The following is a 17,752-nucleotide window of genomic DNA, read 5'->3' on the forward strand; positions in this document are numbered from 1 at the left end:
AGCGGTCCGAGGCTTGCTCGAGTCGCGCGGGGGCCTGGGCTCAGTGTGTCCGGGGCTGTCGGGGGTCCGGGTTGGGTGAGCGAGGTGAGCCCGTTGAGGATTCTCGGGCCTCAGCGGTCCGAGGCTTGCTCGAGTCGCGCGGGGGCCTGGGCTCAGTGTGTCCGGGGCTGTCGGGGGTCCGGGTTGGGTGAGCGAGGTGAGCCCGTTGCGGATTCTCGGGCCTCAGTGGTCCGAGGCTTGCTCGAGTCGCGCGGGGGCCTGGGCTCAGTGCGTCACGGGCCGCTGGGGCGTTGGGCTTGGTTCGCCCGCAGAACGACGGGCATCAGCGGTTCGGGTCGGCCCGGCGGGGCGCCAGGGCCCTGCCCCGCGCCCGTTCGAACCCGGCCCTCAGTGCTGCAGCGCCCGCTCCAGTGCCTCCAGGAACCCGTCGGTCGTCCTGCGGTCCCGTACCGCCAGTCGCAGCCACTCCTCGTCCAGGCCGGGGAACGTGTCCCCGCGGCGCACGGCCCAGCCGAGGTCGCGCAGGCGCCGGCGGACGGTGGACGCCCGGGGCAGGCGGACCAGGACGAAGGGGCCCTCGGCGGGCCCGGCCACCCGTAGCCCGGCCGGGGAGAAACGGGCGAGGCCGGTCAGCAGATGGGAGCGGTCCGCGGCGATGCGGTGCGCCGCGTGGGCCGCCTCCGCCACCGCCCGGGGCCCGACGCACGCCTCGGCTGCGGCCAGCGCAGGGGTCGACACCGGCCACAGGGGCTGTGCCCGCTGGAGGTCCTCGACGATCTCCGGCGCCGCCAGCACATATCCGATCCGCAGCCCGGCCAGGCCCCACGTCTTGGTCAGGCTGCGCAGCACCACGAGGCCGGGCACGTCGACGCGCCCGGCCAGGGCCTCGCGTTCGCCCGGCACCGCGTCCATGAACGCCTCGTCCACCACCAGCACCCGCCCGGGCCGGGCGAGTGAGGCGATCGCGTCCGCCGGGTGCAGCACCGACGTCGGGTTCGTCGGATTGCCGATCACCACGAAGTCCGCGTCCTCGGGGACGGCCGCCGGGTCCAGCCGGAAGCCGTCCGCCTCCGGCAGGAGCACCCGGCCGACCGTGTGCCCCGCGTCCCGCAGCGCCGCCTCCGGCTCCGTGAACTGGGGATGCACGACGACCGGCCGCCGCACCTTCAGCGCCCGCGCCAGCAGCACGAACGCCTCCGCCGCGCCAGCCGTCAGCAGCACCCGCTCCACCGGCAGTCCGTGCCGCGCGGCCACCGCCGCCCGCGCGGCCCGCCCGTCGGGGTAGGCCGCGAGCCCGCCGAGGGACGCGGCGATGTGCTCCCGCAGCCAGACCGGCGGCGTCTCCGCGCGGACGTTCACGGCCAGGTCGACGAGCGCCCGGCCGTCGTCACGGACCTCCGCGTCCCCGTGGTGACGCAGATCGTGCCCGCTCTCAGTGCGCATGCGAGTGAGCGCCGTGGTGGTGATGCCCGTGACCGTGCCCGTGGTGGTGGTCGTCGTCGTCCGGGTGGAAGTGCGGCTGCTGCGGCATGCCCACCTTGTCCTCGAAGCCCGGCAGCGCGATGCGGTACACGCACGAGTCGCAGTTCATCCGCAGATCGCCCTTGACGGCCTCCTCGTACCGCTCCCACACCAGGTCCAGCAGCTCCGGCTCCGGCCCGATGACGTCGGCCGACAGCACCTCGGCCTCCGGGTGCGCGGCCGCCCAGCCCTCCGTCTGGTGCCGCACCCGGTCCGGCAGGATGCCCGTGAACAGGAAGTAGGGCAGGACCACGATCCGGCGCGCGCCCAGCCGCACACAGCGGTCGAGACCGCTCGGCACGTCCGGCGCCGCCAGCGACACGAACGCCGTCTCGACACCCGCGTACCCGCGCCCCTCCCACAGCAGCCGGGCCGCCTTGTGCACCTCGGCGTTGGCGTCCGGGTCCGTGGAGCCGCGTCCCACCAGCAGCACCGTCACGTCGGAACGGTCACCGGGCGTACGGCCCGCCGACCCCAGGGCCTCGTCCAGCCGCCGCTCCAGCACGTTCAGCAGCGCCGGATGCGGGCCGAGCGGACGCCCGTAGGTGTACGAGATGCCCGGGTGCCGCTCCTTCTCGCGGGCCAGGGCAGCCGGGATGTCGCCCTTGGCGTGCCCGGCGGACACCAGCATCAGCGGGACGGCGGCGAAACGCCGTACGCCCTGCTCCACCAGCTCGGTGACGGCCTCGCCCAGCGGCGGCGGGGACAGCTCGATGAAGCCGCCCGCGACGGGCAGTTCGGGGTGCCGGGCTCCCAGCTGCCGTACGAAGTCGCGGAACGCCTCGGCTCCGGCGTCGTCCCGGGTGCCGTGTCCGGCGATGAGCAGGGCGGGCGGGGTGGTCACAGTTTCTCCTCGGCAGAAGTGGGGTGGTACAGCAGGGCGTTGAGCGCGGCGGCGGCGACCGCCGACCCGCCCTTCTCGGACACGTTGCTCACGGCGGGCAGCCCGCTCTCGCGCAGCGCGGCCTTCGATTCGACGGCACCGACGAAACCGACGGGCAGCCCGATGACGAGCGCGGGGTCGGCGTCGAGCGTCAGCAGCTCCTCCAGCGCGGTCGGCGCGTTGCCGATCACCCAGAGGGCGCCGGGCCCGACCTGCTCGTGGGCGAGCCGGATGGCGTGCGCGGACCGGGTCAGACCGGGACCGGACTCGGCGTCCTTCAGGCGGCAGACGGTCTCGCGCCGGGTGATGCCGGCGCCGACCATCGCCACGTCCACGACCACGGGCGCCCCGGCGTGCAGCGCCGCGTGCGCCTTCTCCAGGTCGGCCTCGTCCATCACGAGGTCGGTGGCGTAGTCGAGGTCGGCGGCGGAATGGACGACCCGCTCCACGACCGCCCGGGTCAGCGGCGGGAAGTGCGAGGTGTCCAGCCGGGCGCGCATGCGCCGGTAGGACTCCACCTCGATGGGATGGACGACACGGTTCACTCGGAGCCCTCCTGCGCCGACTGCCAGCGGTAGCCGCGCGGGGTCACCATGCGCCCCGCGATCTCCCGGGTCGCCGTGTTGCCCACGGTCACGACCGTCATCATGTCGACCGTCGCCGGGTCGAGCGCGCCCAGCGTGGTGAGCCGGCTGGACTCGTCCGGACGCGAGGCGTTGCGCACCACACCGACCGGCGTCTGCGGTGTCCGGTGCTCGGCGAGGATGCCCAGTGCCTTGGGGAGCTGCCAGTCGCGGCCGCGGGAACGGGGGTTGTAGAAGGTGACCACGATGTCCGCCTCGGCCGCCGCCCGTACCCGCCGCTCGATGACCTCCCACGGCGTGTGCAGGTCGGACAGGCTGATCGACACGTGGTCGTGGCCCAGCGGGGCGCCCAGGATCGCACCGGCCGCGAGCGCCGCCGTCACGCCGGGCACCCCGACCACGTCGATGTCGTCGGAGGCCTCGGCCAGCGCGGGGGAGGCCATGGCGTAGACGCCCGCGTCCCCGCTGCCGATCAGCGCGACGGCCTGCCCCTTGCGGGCCTCCTCGACCGCCGTGCGCGCCCGCTCCTCCTCCGCCCCGAGCCCCGACTCCAGGATCCGGGTGCCGGGCCGCAGCAGATCACGGATCTGGTCGACGTACTGGTCGAGCCCCACGAGCACCGAGGCCCGCCGCAGTTCGGCCTGCGCGCGCGGCGTCAGCAGGTCCCGGGCGCCGGGCCCGAGCCCGACCACCGCGAGCCGCCCGCGCCCCGGCCGCCGTACGACGGCACAGGTCGCCATCGCCGGGCTCGCGGCCGACTTCCGCTTGGGGACGAGCAGTTCACCCCCGCCGACGAGCGCGGCGGCCTCCGCCACGGACGGCGTCCCGACGGCCGCGAGCGGCGCGTCGGACGGGTTGGGCACGTCGACCCCGGCCAGCTCCTCGGCGGAGTACGTCACCAGCGGCACCCCGAGCCGCCCCGCGGCCTCGACGATGCCGGGCTCCCCGGCCTTGGCGTCGACGGTGGCCAGCCCGGCGACGGACGCCTCGGACAGCCCGGCCTCCCGCAGGGCGTCCCGGACCAGCCCGAGGACCTCCTCCACGGGAGCGCCCTTCGAAGCCCCGACCCCGACGACCAGGGTCGGCGGACGCAGCACCACCTCGCGCTCGGCCACCGCCACCAGCCGGTCGGTGAGCCGGATCGTGTACGGCCCCTCCTCCGTCACCGGCAGCGGCGGCAGCGGCCAGGCCACCTCGGCCCGCAGCGCCACCGCCTCGCCGTCCAGCAGCGCCCGCGACACCCCGGCGACATCGCCCTCCACGGGCAGACCGAGGGTGTCCAGGCCCGGCAGGTCAACGGCGTCCGTGGCCGTCGTCACCACCGGCTCGGCGCCCAGCAAGTCACCCACTTCGCGGGCCAGTTCGTTGGCGCCGCCCGCGTGCCCGCCCAGCAGCGACACGGCGAACCGCCCGCCCTCGTCGACGCACACCACGCCCGGGTCCTCGGTCTTGCCGGACAGCAGCGGTGCCACCAGCCGCACCACCGCCCCCGTCGCCAGGAAGCACACGAGCTGCTCGCACTGAGCGAACGCGGTCCGTACGGCGTCCCCGACGGGACCTTCGTAGACACGGGTGCGGTCCGGCCACGCGGCGGCCAGCCGGTCCCGCGCAGCCGCTCCCGCCGCCGTGGCGGAAATGAGGCCGATCACTGAGCGACTCCTTCTTCGATGGCTGCCGGAGGCCGGACGCCCCACAGCAGGAAAACGGGGTTGGTCGCCGCGAGCCGGGTCACGTCCCCGGGCAGCGGCGCGAGCCGCGACGACTGCAGCAGCACGCCGTCGCAGGAGAGGCCGGCGTCCGTCAGGGCCTCGCGCGCGGCCGGTACCCGGTCGAGCGCCGCCATCGCGACGACCACCGTGCGCCGGGCACGCCGCGCGCACGCGGCGACGATCGCGGGCAGTTCACGCCCGCCGCCCCCCACGAACACGGCGTCGGGTTCCTCGGCGAGATCCGCCAGCGCGTCCGGTGCCGCGCCCCGCACCACGTGCACGTCCACACCGTGCGCGGCGGCGTTGGCGCGGACCCGCTCCACCCCGTCCGCGGTCTTCTCCACGGCGGTCACGGCCGCACCCAGCCGCGCGCACTCCACGGCCACGGACCCCGAGCCCGCGCCCACGTCCCACACCAGGTCACCCGGGCGCGGGCCCAGCCGGGCCAGGGCCAGCGCCCGCACCTCGAACTTGGTGATCATCGAGTCCCGGTGGGTGAAGTCCGCCTCGTCCAGAGCCCAGCCGGGGGGCCGCTCACCGGGCCCCGCGACCGTCCGCGCGGGTCCGAGCGTCCGCGCCTCGTCCAGGCACAGCACCACGTTCACCGCCGTACCCCAGTCCCGGGCGGCCGCCTCGGCGGGCGTCACCCGCTCCACGCGCTCCGCCTCCGAGCCCAGACCGGAGGCGACGACCAGCACCCGCGGCACGTCCCGCAACGCGGCACCCAGCTCCGCCGGACCCGCGCCCGGCCCGGTCAGCACGGCCGTCTTCGCCTGCGACCGGCACACGTTGACAGCCGTCCGCAGCTCCCGCCCGTGGGCGCTCACCACCACGGCGTCGTCCCACGGCAGCCCGGTCCGCGCGAACGCGGCGGCGACGGACGACACCCCAGGCCGCACTTGCAGCCGCTCCGGCCCGAACCGCTCGGCCAGCACCCGCACGATCCCGAAGAACCCGGGGTCGCCGGAGGCCAGCACCACAACGGGACGGTCCTTCGCGACGTAGGCGCCGATGGTGTCGAGGGCCGGCGCGAGCGGCCCGAGCACGACCCGCTCCGCGGTCTCGGGCAGCCGTACGGCGTCGAGATGCCGCCGCCCGCCCACGACCAGCCCGGCACCGGCGAGGACGTCGTCGCAAGGCGCCGCCCCCGTCCCCGTGCCGACCACCGTGATCACGTACTCGCCCCCCGCTCGCGCAGCGCCCGGCGGGCCTCCGGGTCGGCCTTGCGGTAGCCGTGGAAGTGCCCCGGGTGGTACAGGTGCGAACGGGTGCCGTGCGCGTCGAGCGCCGGGCCGACCAGGAACAGGGTGTGCTTCCAGAGCTTGTGCTCCTTGACCGTCTCCTCCAGCGTGCCGATCGTGCACTTCACGACCAGCTCCTCCGGCCAGGTCGCCTGGTACGCCACGACCACCGGGGTCGTGGTCGGGTAGCCGCCCTCCAGCAGCTCCCGCACGAGCTGCCCGCTGCGGGCGGCGGAGAGGAACACCGCCATGGTGGTGCCGTGCTTGGCGAACTCCCGGACCTCCTCCCCGGGCGGCATGGGCGTCTTGCCGCCGCCGAGCCGGGTCAGCACGACGGACTGCGCGACCTCCGGGATGGTCAGCTCGCGCTGCGCGAGCGCCGCGACGGCCGAGAAGGAGGACACCCCGGGCACGATCTCGGTGGCGATGCCGATCTCGGCACACCGGTCGACCTGCTCCTGGGTGCCGCCCCACAGGGCCGGGTCGCCGGAATGGATCCTGGCGACCTTCAGCCCCTCGCCGCGGGCCCGCACGTACACGGCGACGACGTCCTCCAGGGACATGGTCGCCGAGTCGAGGATCTCCGCGTCCTCGCGGGCGTGCTCCAGGACCTCCTCCTGGACCAGGCTGGCCGCCCAGATCACGACGTCGGCCTCGGCGATGGCGCGCGCGGCGCGGAACGTCAGCAGGTCGGCGGCGCCGGGGCCGGCACCGACGAAGGTCACTTTGCCGGCGGGGGCGTCGGCCATGGGATGGGTCCTCTCGTACAGGGGGTGGAACGGGGGAGGGGTGAGGGGGGACGGGCGCGTCAGAGCTTTCCGCCGCGGCCGCCGTCGCGCCGGGCGGGTGCGATGAGCGTCGACAGATAGGGCAGGGGCGTGTCGTCGAGCTCGGCGGCCCGGCGTACGGACTCCTCCGGCAGGCCGAGCGCCGACCCCCACACGGCGTCGCCGAGCCGCCCGGTCTCCCGCAGCGCCTCGGCGACCTCGTGCGCCTGCCGCCCGAACTTGTAGGCGACCACGGTCCCGGGCCCGGCCAGGGCGTCCTTCAGCACGGCCGACCCGGCGGTGACGGGCACGAGCGTGAGCGGCTCGGTCCCCTCGGTCAGCACGGCACCCGACCGGGCGGCGAGGTCCTGCATGGCGGTGATACCGGGCACCGTCTCGACGACGGTCCCGGGCACGAGCTCGGCGATGGTCTGCGCGAGGTAGGTGAACGTCGAGTACACGTTGGGGTCCCCGATGGTCGCGAAGGCCACCGACGGGTGCCGCCGCAGCAACGCGGCGACCCGCTCGCCGGCCGCGTCCCAGGCGGCCTCGCGACGCGCCCGGTCGCTGCGCTCGTTCAACGCGAACACGACCCGGACGACCTTCTCCTCGGGCACGTAGTGCAACACGGTCGCCTCGGCCCGCCCGCGCTCCCCGCCGTCCTTCCCGTCGGGCGCGGCCATCACGGGCACCACCACGACCTCGGCTTCCCGCAGGGCGTTGACGCCCTTGACGGTCACCAGCTCCGGATCCCCGGGCCCGACCCCGACTCCGACCAGCCTGCTGCTCATGACGTCCGGCACCTCTCCACGAACCGACGGGCGACACCGGGCTCGGACGCCCAGTGCGTGTGCAGATAGCTCGCGTGCACACCGCGCTGTACAAAACCTTCGACCCGCGGCCGGGGCCCGCGGACCCCCCAGGCGGGCTCCGTCCCCGAGCCGGGCTCCACGACGGTCCGGTGGAACTCGTGCCCGCGCATCCGCGTCCCGGCGGACGCGAGCACACTGTCGCCGACGGCGACGGCGTCCCGGTATCCCAGCGTGAGCCGCTCGGTCATCCGCGCCTGGGCATCCAGCACCCCGCACATCGGCAGCCCGTCCAGCTCCCGGCACAGATACAGCAGCCCGGCACACTCGGCGGCCACGGGAGCGCCGCTCGCCGCCAGCTCGGCAACGGCCTTGCGCAGGGGTTCGTTGGCGGACAGCTCGGCGGCGTACACCTCGGGGAACCCACCCCCGATCACCAGCCCGGCGGTCCCTGCGGGCAGTTCCTCGTCCCGCAGGGGGTCGAAGACGACTACCTCGGCCCCGGCGGCGGCAAGCAGCTCGGTGTGCTCGGCGTAGGAAAAGGTGAACGCGGACCCACCAGCGACGGCTACGACGGGCGCGCGCTGCTCGTCCGCCCGCGTGGGCCTCTCGTCCGACCGCGTCGGGTGGTGGGCGGGCGAGGCGGGGGTCCAGGGGGCGGAGCCCCCTGGTACGGCTCCGGCAGTACGTGCCAATGCCTCCAGCGCTTCCAGGTCACACCCGTCGGCCACCTGCGCAGCCATCGCCGCGACAGCCTCGACCGCCGCACCCTGCCGTTCGGCAACAGGAACCAGCCCGAGATGCCGCGACGGCGTGGAAACCTGCGCAGCCCGCCGCAACACCCCCAGCACCGGCACCCCGGCCTGCTCCAACGCCTCCCGCAGCAGCTCCTCGTGCCGGTCCGAGGCGACCTTGTTCAGGATCACGCCCCCGACCCGCACCTCCGGGTCCCAGGAGGCGAACCCGTGCACCAGCGCCGCCACCGACCGGGACTGCGACGACGCGTCCACGACCAGCACCACCGGCGCCCGCAGCAGCTTCGCCACATGCGCGGTGGAGGCGAGTTCACCCTCGCCCGCGGCTCCGTCGTACAGCCCCATCACGCCCTCGACCACGGCGATGTCACACCCCCGTGCCCCGTGCAGGAACAGCGGCCCGACCAGCTCGGGCCCGCACAGGTACGCGTCGAGGTTCCGTCCCACCCGCCCGGTCGCGAGCGCGTGGTACCCGGGGTCGATGTAGTCCGGCCCGACCTTGTGCGGGGACACGGCGAGCCCCCGCGCGGCGAACGCGGCCATCAACCCCGTGGCGACGGTGGTCTTGCCGCTGCCCGAGGAGGGCGCGGCGATGACCAGCCGTGGGACGGAAGCACTCACCACTCGATGCCCCTCTGGCCCTTCTGGCCCGCGTCCATGGGGTGCTTGACCTTGGACATGTCGGTCACGAGATCGGCGAAGTCCACGAGCTTCTCGGGCGCGTTCCGCCCGGTGATCACCACATGCTGGGTGCCGGGCCGGTTCCGCAGGACGTCGACGACCTCATCGGTGTCCACCCACCCCCAGTGCATCGGGTACGCGAACTCGTCGAGCACGTACAGCTTGTACGTCTCGGCCGCCAGGTCCCGCTTGACCTGCTCCCAGCCCTCCCGGGCCTTCTCCTCGTTGTCCATCTGGGCATCGCGCTGCACCCAGGACCAGCCCTCGCCCATCTTGTGCCAGTCGACGGGCCCGCCCTCGCCGGAGGCGCCGAGCACCCGCAGCGCGTTCTCCTCGCCGACCTTCCACTTCGCCGACTTGACGAACTGGAACACCCCGATCGGCCACCCCTGGTTCCAGGCCCGCAGCGCGAGCCCGAAGGCGGCGGTGGACTTGCCCTTGCCGACGCCCGTGTGCACGACGACCAGCGGCCGGTTCCGGCGCTGGCGGGTCGTCAGTCCGTCGTCCGGCACCACACTCGGCTGTCCCTGCGGCATTACGCGGCCCTCCTCTGCACGTCCTTCACGAGCCCGGCGATGCTGTCCGCGCGCAGCTCGTCCAATGTCACGGCCGTACCGCCCAGTTCACCCGCGAGCTGTCCGGCGAGCCCGAGCCGTACCGGCCCCGACTCGCAGTCCACGACGACCGACGCGACCCCGTCGCCCGCGAACAGCCGCGCCGCCCGCCCGGCCAGGGCGACCGGCTCGGGACCGCCGGTGGCCCGCCCGTCCGTCACCAGCACGACCAGCGGCCGCCGCGCGGGATCCCGCAGCCGCTCCACGCGCAGCACGTCGTGCGCGCGCAGCAGCCCCGCGGCGAGCGGCGTACGCCCGCCGGTCGGCAGCGTCTCCAGCCGGGCCGCCGCCGCGTCCACCGACGAGGTCGGCGGCAGCGCGACGTCCGCGTCCGAGCCGCGGAAGGTCACCAGGCCCACCTTGTCGCGCCGCTGGTAGGCGTCCAGCAGCAGCGACAGCACGGCGCCCTTCACGGCGCTCATCCGCTGCCGTGCCGCCATCGACCCGGAGGCGTCCACCACGAACAGCACGAGATTGCCCTCGCGCCCCTCGCGGGTGGCCTGCCGCAGATCGTCCCGGCGCACGACCAGGCCCGGCCCGGACCGTCCGCGCGCCCGCTGGTGCGGCGCCGCCGCCTGCACGGTCGCCGCCAGGTGCAGCTTGGTGAGCGCGCCCCGGGGCCGCCTGGCCCCGGTCGTCCGTCCGTGCTCGGTCCGCGCCCGTGAACGCCGCCCGGCGGCACCCTCACCGATCCCGGGCACGCTCAGCACCTTGGTGCGAAACGGCTCGGAAGCCCGTACGGCCGACTGCTCGCCGGCCCCCGAGGGCTGCGGCTGCCCGCCCTCACCGGCCTCGGGCCGGGCCGCGGTGTCACCGTCGCCCTGGGGCGCGTCGTCGGGTTCCGGCTGTCCGCCGCCGCCCCCGCCGGGGCCGTCAGGACCGGGGTCCGGATCCGGATCCGGATCGTCGTCGTCCGAGCCGCCGAACTCCTCCAACGTCTCGTCGAGCTTGTCCTCGTCGAGCCCCGGCGCGTCGAAGGGGTTGCGCCGCCGCCGGTGCGGCAGCGCGAGCAGCGCCGCCTGCCGGACGTCCTCCGCGAGCACGTCCGTACGCCCGGCCCAGGCCGCCAGCGCGGTGGCGGTCCGCGCCATCACGATGTCCGCGCGCATGCCGTCGACCTCGAAGGCCGCACAGGTCGCCGCGATCTGCCGCAGCGCCCCGTCGCCCAGCCGCACGGACGGCAGCAGCTCCCGGGCGGCGACGATCCGGGCCCGTACGGCGGCCTCCTCCTCGGCCCAGCGCGCGGCGAACCCGTCCGGGTCGTCGTCGTAGGCCAGCCGCCGCCTGACGACCTCCACCCGCTGGTCCGGCTCCCGCGAGGCCGCGACCTCCACGGTCAGCCCGAACCGGTCGAGCAACTGCGGCCGCAGCTCGCCCTCTTCGGGGTTCATGGTGCCGACGAGCAGGAACCGGGCGGCGTGCCGCACGGAGACGCCCTCGCGCTCGACGTACGAGGCGCCCATCGCGGCGGCGTCCAGCAGCAGGTCGACCAGGTGGTCGTGGAGGAGGTTGACCTCGTCGACGTAGAGGATCCCGCGGTGCGCGTCGGCCAGCAGGCCCGGCTCGAAGGCCTTCACGCCCTCGGAGAGGGCCCGCTCGATGTCCAGCGCGCCGACCAGCCGGTCCTCGGAGGCGCCGACGGGCAGTTCGACCATGCGGGCGGCCCTCTCGACACCGCCGCCTGCCTCGTGGGGTCCGTCCGGGCACCCCGGGTCGGGGGAGGCGGGGTCGCACGAGAAACGGCAGCCGGGGACGACCGGGACCTTGGGCAGCAGCGCCGACAGCGCCCGCACCGCCGTCGACTTGGCCGTGCCCTTCTCGCCGCGCACCAGCACACCGCCGACCGCCGGGGACACCGCGTTCAGCAGCAGCGCGAGCCGCAGGTCGTCCTGGCCCACGACGGCCGTGAACGGAAAGGGGGTGGTCACTTCTCGTCGCCCTCCAGGTCGCCTTCGAGTTCCAGATACGTGGCGCGCAGCCGTTCCAGCGTCTCCGCGTCCGGCTCGGCCCACAGTCCGCGCTCTGCGGCCTCCAGCAGCCGCTCGGTGATGCCGCGCAGCGCCCAGGGGTTGGACTTCTTCATGAAGTCCCGGTTCTCCGGGTCGAAGACGTACTCGGCGCTGAGCTTCTCGTACATCCAGTCGTCCACGACCCCGGCCGTGGCGTCGTACCCGAACAGGTAGTCCACGGTCGCCGCCATCTCGAAGGCGCCCTTGTAGCCGTGCCGCCGCATGGCCGCCATCCAGCGCGGGTTGACCACCCGGGCGCGGAACACGCGGTGCGTCTCCTCGCCCAGCGTGCGGGTCTTCACCTGGTCCGGGGTGGCCGAGTCGCCGACGTACGCCTCGGGGCTCGCGCCCGTCAGGTGCCGCACCATGGCGACCATGCCGCCGTGGTACTGGAAGTAGTCGTCGGCGTCGACGAGGTCGTGCTCACGGGTGTCGACGTTCTTCGCGGCGACGGCGATCCGCTTGAACGCCGTCTCCATGTCTCCGCGCGCGGCCCGCCCGTCGAGCCCCCGGCCGTAGGCGTAGCCGCCCCACACCGCGTACACCTCGGCGAGGTCCGCGTCGGAGCGCCAGTTGCGGGCGTCGATCAGCGGCAGCAGACCCGCCCCGTACGCCCCCGGCTTGGAGCCGAAGATGCGGGCCGTGGCCCGGCGGCGGTCGCCGTGCTCGGCGGTGTCCTGGTCGGCGTGGGCCCGGACGTAGTTGGACTCGGCCGGCTCGTCCAGCTCGGCCACCTTGCGCACGGCGTCGTCGATCAGCCCCACCACGTGCGGGAACGCGTCCCGGAAGAAGCCCGAGATGCGGACCGTCACGTCGATGCGCGGCCGGCCGAGCTCCGCCAGGGGGATCACCTCGAACCCGGTCACCCGCCGCGAGGCGTCGTCCCACACCGGCCGGCAGCCCAGCAGCGCCAGGATCTCGGCGATGTCGTCGCCCTGGGTGCGCATCGCGGAGGTGCCCCACACCGTCAGGCCGACGGACTTCGGGTACTCGCCGGTGTCCTGGAGATACCGCTGCACCAGCGAGTCGGCGAGCGACTGCCCGACCTCCCAGCTCAGCCGGGACGGAATGGCCTTGGGGTCGACGGAGTAGAAGTTCCGGCCCGTCGGCAGGACGTTGACCAGCCCGCGGGTCGGCGAACCGGACGGGCCGGCCGGGACGTAACCGCCCCGCAGCGCCCGCAGGATGTGCCCGATCTCGTCGGTGGTCTTCTCCAGCCGCGGCACGACCTCGGTGCAGGCGAACTCCAGCACGGCGACCGCCTCGGGCAGTTCGGTGCCGAGGACCTCCCGGACCAGCGGCGCGCTCTCGGCGACCGCCCAGCCGCGCTCCTCCATGCCCTCCGCGATCCGCCGGCACAGCTGCTCCAGCAGGTCGATCGCGTCGGCGGCGCTGCGGGCCGGGCCGTCCACCAGGTCCGTCAGCTCGACGGGCACCTTCACCGGAGCCCCCGGCTCGGCCAGCAGCTCCTTCTCCACCAGCCCGAAGTGCTGCGCCAGCGAAGCCCTGAGCCCGGGCAGCGCGTTGGCCTGCCCGCCCCACACCTGCGAGGCGCGCAGCACGGCCAGCACGAGGTTGACGCGCGGCTCACCGACCGGCCCGCCGCCCAGGATGTGCAGGCCGTCGCGGATCTGCACGTCCTTGATCTCGCACAGATAGCCGTCGATGTGCATGACGAACTCGTCGAACTCCGCGTCGTCCGGCTGCTCGTCGACGTGCAGGTCGTGGTGGAGCTCGGCAGCCTTGACCAGCGTCCAGATCTGGGCGCGCACGGTCGGGGCCTTCGCCGGATCCAGGTCGGAGACCAGCGCGTACTCGTCGAGGAGCTGCTCCAGCTTGGCCAGGTCGCCGTAGGTGTCGGCCCGGGCCATCGGCGGCACGAGGTGGTCGACGACGGTGGCGTGCCCGCGCCGCTTGGCCTGGGTGCCCTCGCCCGGGTCGTTGACGATGAACGGGTAGACCAGCGGCAGGTCGCCGAGGACCGCGTCCGGGGCGCAGCCGCCGCTGAGCCCGAGGCCCTTGCCGGGCAGCCACTCCATCGTGCCGTGCTTGCCCATGTGGACGATCGCGTCGGCGCCGAAACTGTTCTCCAGCCACCGGTAGGCCGCCATGTAGTGGTGGGACGGCGGCATGTCCGGGTCGTGGTAGATCGCGATCGGGTTCTCGCCGAAGCCGCGCGGCGGCTGGATCATCACGACGACGTTCCCGAACTGCAGGGACGCCAGCACGATGTCGTCGCCGTCGACGTAGAGGCTGCCCGGCGGCTCGCCCCACGCCTCGGTCATGGCGTCCCGCAGCTCCGGGTCGAGCTTCTCGAACCACGCCCGGTAGTCCGCCAGCGGCACCCGCGCGGGCGCGGCGGCCAGCTGCTCCTCCGTCAGCCACTCCACGTCGTGCCCACCGGCGTTGATGAGCCGGTGGATCAGCTCGTCACCCTCGTCCGGATGCCCCTCGACGACGTACCCGGCGTCCCGCAGCGCGTCCAGCACCCGCACCGCCGAGGCCGGGGTGTCGAGCCCGACCGCATTGCCGACCCGCGAGTGCTTGGTCGGGTACGCGGTGAAGACCAGCGCGAGCTTCTTCTCGGCGTTCTCCTTGTGCTTCAGCCGCGCGTGCCGTACGGCGATACCGGCGACGCGCGAGGCACGCTCCGGGTCGGCCACGTACACGGGCACGTCGTCCGGGCCCTGCTCCTTGAAGGAGAACGGCACGGTGATCAGCCGCCCGTCGAACTCCGGGATCGCCACCTGCATCGCGGCGTCCATGGGGGACAGGGCGGCGTCCGACTCCGCCCAGGCCTGCCGCGAGGACGTCAGACAAAGGCCCTGCAGCACGGGGATGTCCAGCTCGGCGAGGGCGCCGATGTCCCAGGCCTCCTCGTCACCGCCCGCCGAGGCCTGCGAGGCGTGGGTGCCACCGGCCGCGAGCACGGTGGCGACCAGGGCGTCCGCCTGCCCGAGGATCTCGTACAGCCCCTCGTCCGCCCCGCGCAGTGAACCGCAGTACACGGGCAGCGCGTTGGCGCCCCGCGCCTCGATCGCGTCGCACAGGGTGTCCACGAAGGCGGTGTTGCCGCTCAGCTCGTGGGCCCGGTAGAAGAGCACGCCGACGGTCGGACGGCCCTCCACCCGGGTGCGCTCGCCGTGGACGCCGTACTCCGGCATCTTCCGCGGCTCGACGAACCCCTCGCCCGTCAGCAGCACGGTGTCGGAGAGGAACCGGGCGAGCTCGGTCAGGTTCTCCGGCCCGCCCTCCACGAGGTACTTCAGCGCCTCCGCGACGACACCGGCCGGCACGGACGACTCGGCCATCAGCTCCGCGTCCGGCACGGCCTCGCCGCCCAGCAGCACGGTCGGGATCCCTGAGGCCTTCAGCGCGGCAAGCCCGTCCTCCCAGGCCCGCTTGCCGCCGAGCAGCCGGACGACGGCGACGGACGCCCCGTCCAGCAGGGCCGGGAGCTCCTCCCGGACGTCCACGCGGGTCGGGTTGCCGATCCGGTAGTCGGCACCGGAGGCGGCCCGGGCCGCCAGCAGGTCCGTGTCGGCGGTCGACAACAACAACACAGTGCTCATGCGGGTGCTCCCGGTGGAATGAAGGGCAGTCCTTGCGGCGCGCCGGACTCGATGAGCCGCCACAGCGCGTCGGTGTCCGCGTGCTGTTCGATCAGGTCGCCGAGCCGGTCGAGCTGCTCCTCGCGCAGCGCGGCGAACGAGGTGTCCGGCGCGGGCACGAAACGGCGGCCCGCGGCGGCCGCCACCTCGCGCAGAAAGGCCCGCCGGAAGCCGTCCGACTCCAGCGAGCCGTGCCAGTGCGTGCCCCAGGTCTGGCCGACCCGGCAGCCGTCCAAGAAGGGGGTACCGCCCTGGACATCGGCGACCCCGTGGTGGATCTCGTAGCCCTCGACGTGTTCCCCGAGGGCCTCGCCCGCCGGCCGCGTGAGGGTCTTCTCGCGGGCGAACCGCACCCGCACGGGCAGGATCCCGAGCCCGTCGACGTGGCCCCTGCGGCTCTCCACGTCGTCCTCGATGTGCTCGCCGAGAATCTGGAACCCGCCGCAGATGCCGAGCACGGGCCGCTGCTCGGCGGCCCTGCGGACCAGCGCGTCGGCGAGCCCGCGCTCGCGGAGCCACTCCAGCGCGCGGACCGTCCCGCGGGTGCCGGGCACGACGACGAGGTCGGCGTCGGACAGCTCCTCCGGCCGGTCCACGAACCGCACCACGACACCCGGCTCGGCGGCCAGGGCGTCCACGTCGGTGAAGTTGGACATCAGCGGCACGGCGCAGACCGCGACGCGCAGCACGTCCTCGCCGACCGGCGGGGCGACCACGGACTCCCGCACCGCTCCCCGCAGGGAGACGCTCCCCCAAGCTCTCGACTCCGCTCGAGCAGGGGGGACCCCCATCCCGTCCTCCTCGTCGATCCCGAGACCGTGCCGGAACGGCAGCACGCCGTAGGTGCGCCGCCCGGTGAGCCCGTGCAGCATGTCCAGGCCCGGCTCCAGCAGGGAGACGTCACCGCGGAACTTGTTGACGAGGAACCCGGCGACACAGGCCTGGTCCTCGGGGGACAGCAGCGCCACCGTCCCGAAGAACGAGGCGAACACACCGCCCCGGTCGATGTCGCCGACCACGAGCACGGGCAGCCCGGCGTTCCGGGCGATCCCCATGTTCACGATGTCCGTCCGCCGCAGATTGATCTCGGCGGGAGAACCGGCCCCCTCACAGATCACCGCGTCATACGTGCCCCGCAACTGCTCCAGGCAGTCCAGCACCGTCCCGAGCAGCCGCTGTTGCCGGCCGCCGTGGTAGCCGCGCGCACTCATCTCCCCGACCGGCTTGCCCAGCAGCACGACCTGACTGCTCTGCTCGCCACCGGGCTTGAGCAGCACGGGGTTCATCAGCGCGGTCGGCTCGATGCGGCAGGCCTGCGCCTGCATGGCCTGCGCCCGCCCGATCTCGGCCCCCTCCGTCGTCACGAAGGAGTTCAGGGACATGTTCTGCGCCTTGAAGGGCGCGACCTTCACGCCCTGCCGCACCAGCCACCGGCAGATCCCGGCGGTCACGACGCTCTTGCCGGCGTCGCTGGTCGTCCCGGCGACAAGAAGCCCACCGCTCATGTCATTTCCCCCTCTTCGGCGACCGCGCGCCCTGGAGCGACGGCGCACTCCCGAGCCGCCGCGCACTCGTCAGCAACCTCACGCCCGCGCACACCCCGAGCGCCAGCCAGGTGACGCGCCGCGAGAGCCGTACGGCCCGTTCGACGTCGTGCGTGCCGACGGAACGCCCCCGCGTGTTCAGCACGGGCCGGTGCTCCACCCGCCCGCCGTAGGAGAGCGTCCCGCCCAGCCGCACCCCGAGCGCCCCCGCGAACGAGGCCTCCACGGGTCCGGCGTTGGGGCTCGGATGCTTGGCCGCATCGTCCCGCCAGGCCCGCACGGCCCCCCGCGGATCCGGCCCGGCCAGGGTGGCGAGTACGGCGGTCAGCCGCGCTCCCGGCCACCCCGCGAGGTCGTCCAGCCGCGCGGAGGCCCACCCGTAGCGGCGGTAGCGGGCCGACTTGTGCCCGACCATGGCGTCCAGGGTGTTGACGGCCCGGAACCCGAGCAGCCCGGGCACCCCGCCGACGGCCCCCCACACCAGGGCCCCCACCACCGCGTCGGAGGTGTTCTCGGCGACGGACTCGACCACGGCCCGGGCCATGCCGTCGGCATCGAGGGCCTGCGGATCCCGGCCGCACAGATGAGGCAGCCGCGCCCGGGCCGCCTCGACGTCCCCGGCCTCCAGGGCACGCCCGATGGTCCGCGCCTCCCGGGCGAGCGAAGTCCCCCCGACCACGGCCCAGGTGGCCGCTCCGGTCAGCGCGACGGACGCGACGGGAGACGTCCGCACGGCACGCGCGGCGACGGACCCGAGGGCGACGGCCCCTCCGGCACACACGGCGGTGTGCAGCGCGCCCCACCCGCGGTGGTCCCGCCACAACACCCGTTCCACGGCACCCGCGGCCCGTCCGAACGCGGCGACCGGATGCCCTCGGCGAGGATCACCGAGCAGCAGGTCACCGATCAGACCGGCGGCGGCGCCGTACGCGAAGACGCGACCGGCACCCATGGGCTCAGCCGGCCAGGAGGGCGGGCAGGGGTGGGGTGTTGAACCTCGATCGGCAGCCGCGCATGGCGATAT

The 17,752-nt window shown here is 74.3% G+C and carries 13 protein-coding genes; all 13 read right to left on the reverse strand.

Features of this window, described 5'->3' with window-relative positions; all coding sequences use genetic code 11:
* Positions 1 to 387 precede the first annotated feature (387 nt).
* The 13 genes from cobC to ABT116_RS01320 are packed head-to-tail and all read right to left on the reverse strand — an operon-like array spanning position 388 to position 17,680.
* Entirely contained in the window at positions 388 to 1,443 is a 1,056-nt protein-coding gene (gene cobC / locus ABT116_RS01260) for an Rv2231c family histidinol phosphate aminotransferase CobC (RefSeq protein WP_351626108.1), read from the reverse strand.
* Positions 1,433 to 2,365, reverse strand: coding sequence for a sirohydrochlorin chelatase (locus ABT116_RS01265; protein WP_351626110.1), 933 nt, complete (start codon positions 2,363 to 2,365; stop codon positions 1,433 to 1,435). The genes cobC and ABT116_RS01265 overlap by 11 nt, the downstream gene beginning before the upstream one ends.
* A complete protein-coding gene (locus ABT116_RS01270; protein ID WP_351626112.1) occupies positions 2,362 to 2,949 on the reverse strand; it encodes a precorrin-8X methylmutase in 588 nt (195 codons plus the stop codon). Before ABT116_RS01270 ends, ABT116_RS01265 begins: the two co-directional genes overlap by 4 nt.
* Positions 2,946 to 4,637, reverse strand: a complete 1,692-nt coding sequence (cobJ, locus tag ABT116_RS01275; RefSeq protein WP_351626115.1) for a precorrin-3B C(17)-methyltransferase — start codon at positions 4,635 to 4,637, stop codon at positions 2,946 to 2,948. Before cobJ ends, ABT116_RS01270 begins: the two co-directional genes overlap by 4 nt.
* A complete protein-coding gene (cbiE, locus tag ABT116_RS01280; protein WP_351626118.1) occupies positions 4,634 to 5,872 on the reverse strand; it encodes a precorrin-6y C5,15-methyltransferase (decarboxylating) subunit CbiE in 1,239 nt (412 codons plus the stop codon). Before cbiE ends, cobJ begins: the two co-directional genes overlap by 4 nt.
* Entirely contained in the window at positions 5,869 to 6,687 is an 819-nt protein-coding gene (gene cobM, locus ABT116_RS01285) for a precorrin-4 C(11)-methyltransferase (protein WP_351626120.1), read from the reverse strand. Before cobM ends, cbiE begins: the two co-directional genes overlap by 4 nt.
* Positions 6,688 to 6,746: 59 nt before the next feature.
* Positions 6,747 to 7,496, reverse strand: coding sequence for a precorrin-2 C(20)-methyltransferase (gene cobI / locus ABT116_RS01290; RefSeq protein WP_351626122.1), 750 nt, complete (start codon positions 7,494 to 7,496; stop codon positions 6,747 to 6,749).
* The gene (locus ABT116_RS01295; RefSeq protein WP_351626125.1) at positions 7,493 to 8,890 is read right to left on the reverse strand and encodes a cobyrinic acid a,c-diamide synthase CobB; all 1,398 of its coding nucleotides are present in this window, start codon (positions 8,888 to 8,890) and stop codon (positions 7,493 to 7,495) included. The genes cobI and ABT116_RS01295 overlap by 4 nt, the downstream gene beginning before the upstream one ends.
* Entirely contained in the window at positions 8,887 to 9,486 is a 600-nt protein-coding gene (cobO, locus tag ABT116_RS01300) for a cob(I)yrinic acid a,c-diamide adenosyltransferase (RefSeq protein WP_351626128.1), read from the reverse strand. The genes ABT116_RS01295 and cobO overlap by 4 nt, the downstream gene beginning before the upstream one ends.
* A complete protein-coding gene (locus ABT116_RS01305) occupies positions 9,486 to 11,492 on the reverse strand; it encodes a putative cobaltochelatase (protein ID WP_351626129.1) in 2,007 nt (668 codons plus the stop codon). Before ABT116_RS01305 ends, cobO begins: the two co-directional genes overlap by 1 nt.
* On the reverse strand, positions 11,489 to 15,145 hold the full coding sequence (cobN, locus tag ABT116_RS01310; protein WP_351626132.1) for a cobaltochelatase subunit CobN: 3,657 nt from the start codon (positions 15,143 to 15,145) through the stop codon (positions 11,489 to 11,491). Before cobN ends, ABT116_RS01305 begins: the two co-directional genes overlap by 4 nt.
* A complete protein-coding gene (locus tag ABT116_RS01315) occupies positions 15,142 to 16,689 on the reverse strand; it encodes a cobyric acid synthase (RefSeq protein ID WP_351626135.1) in 1,548 nt (515 codons plus the stop codon). The genes cobN and ABT116_RS01315 overlap by 4 nt, the downstream gene beginning before the upstream one ends.
* Position 16,690: 1 nt before the next feature.
* A complete protein-coding gene (locus ABT116_RS01320) occupies positions 16,691 to 17,680 on the reverse strand; it encodes a cobalamin biosynthesis protein (RefSeq protein WP_351626137.1) in 990 nt (329 codons plus the stop codon).
* Positions 17,681 to 17,752 lie beyond the last annotated feature (72 nt).

Source organism: Streptomyces sp. NPDC002130, assembly GCF_040296465.1.
GTDB lineage: Bacteria > Actinomycetota > Actinomycetes > Streptomycetales > Streptomycetaceae > Streptomyces.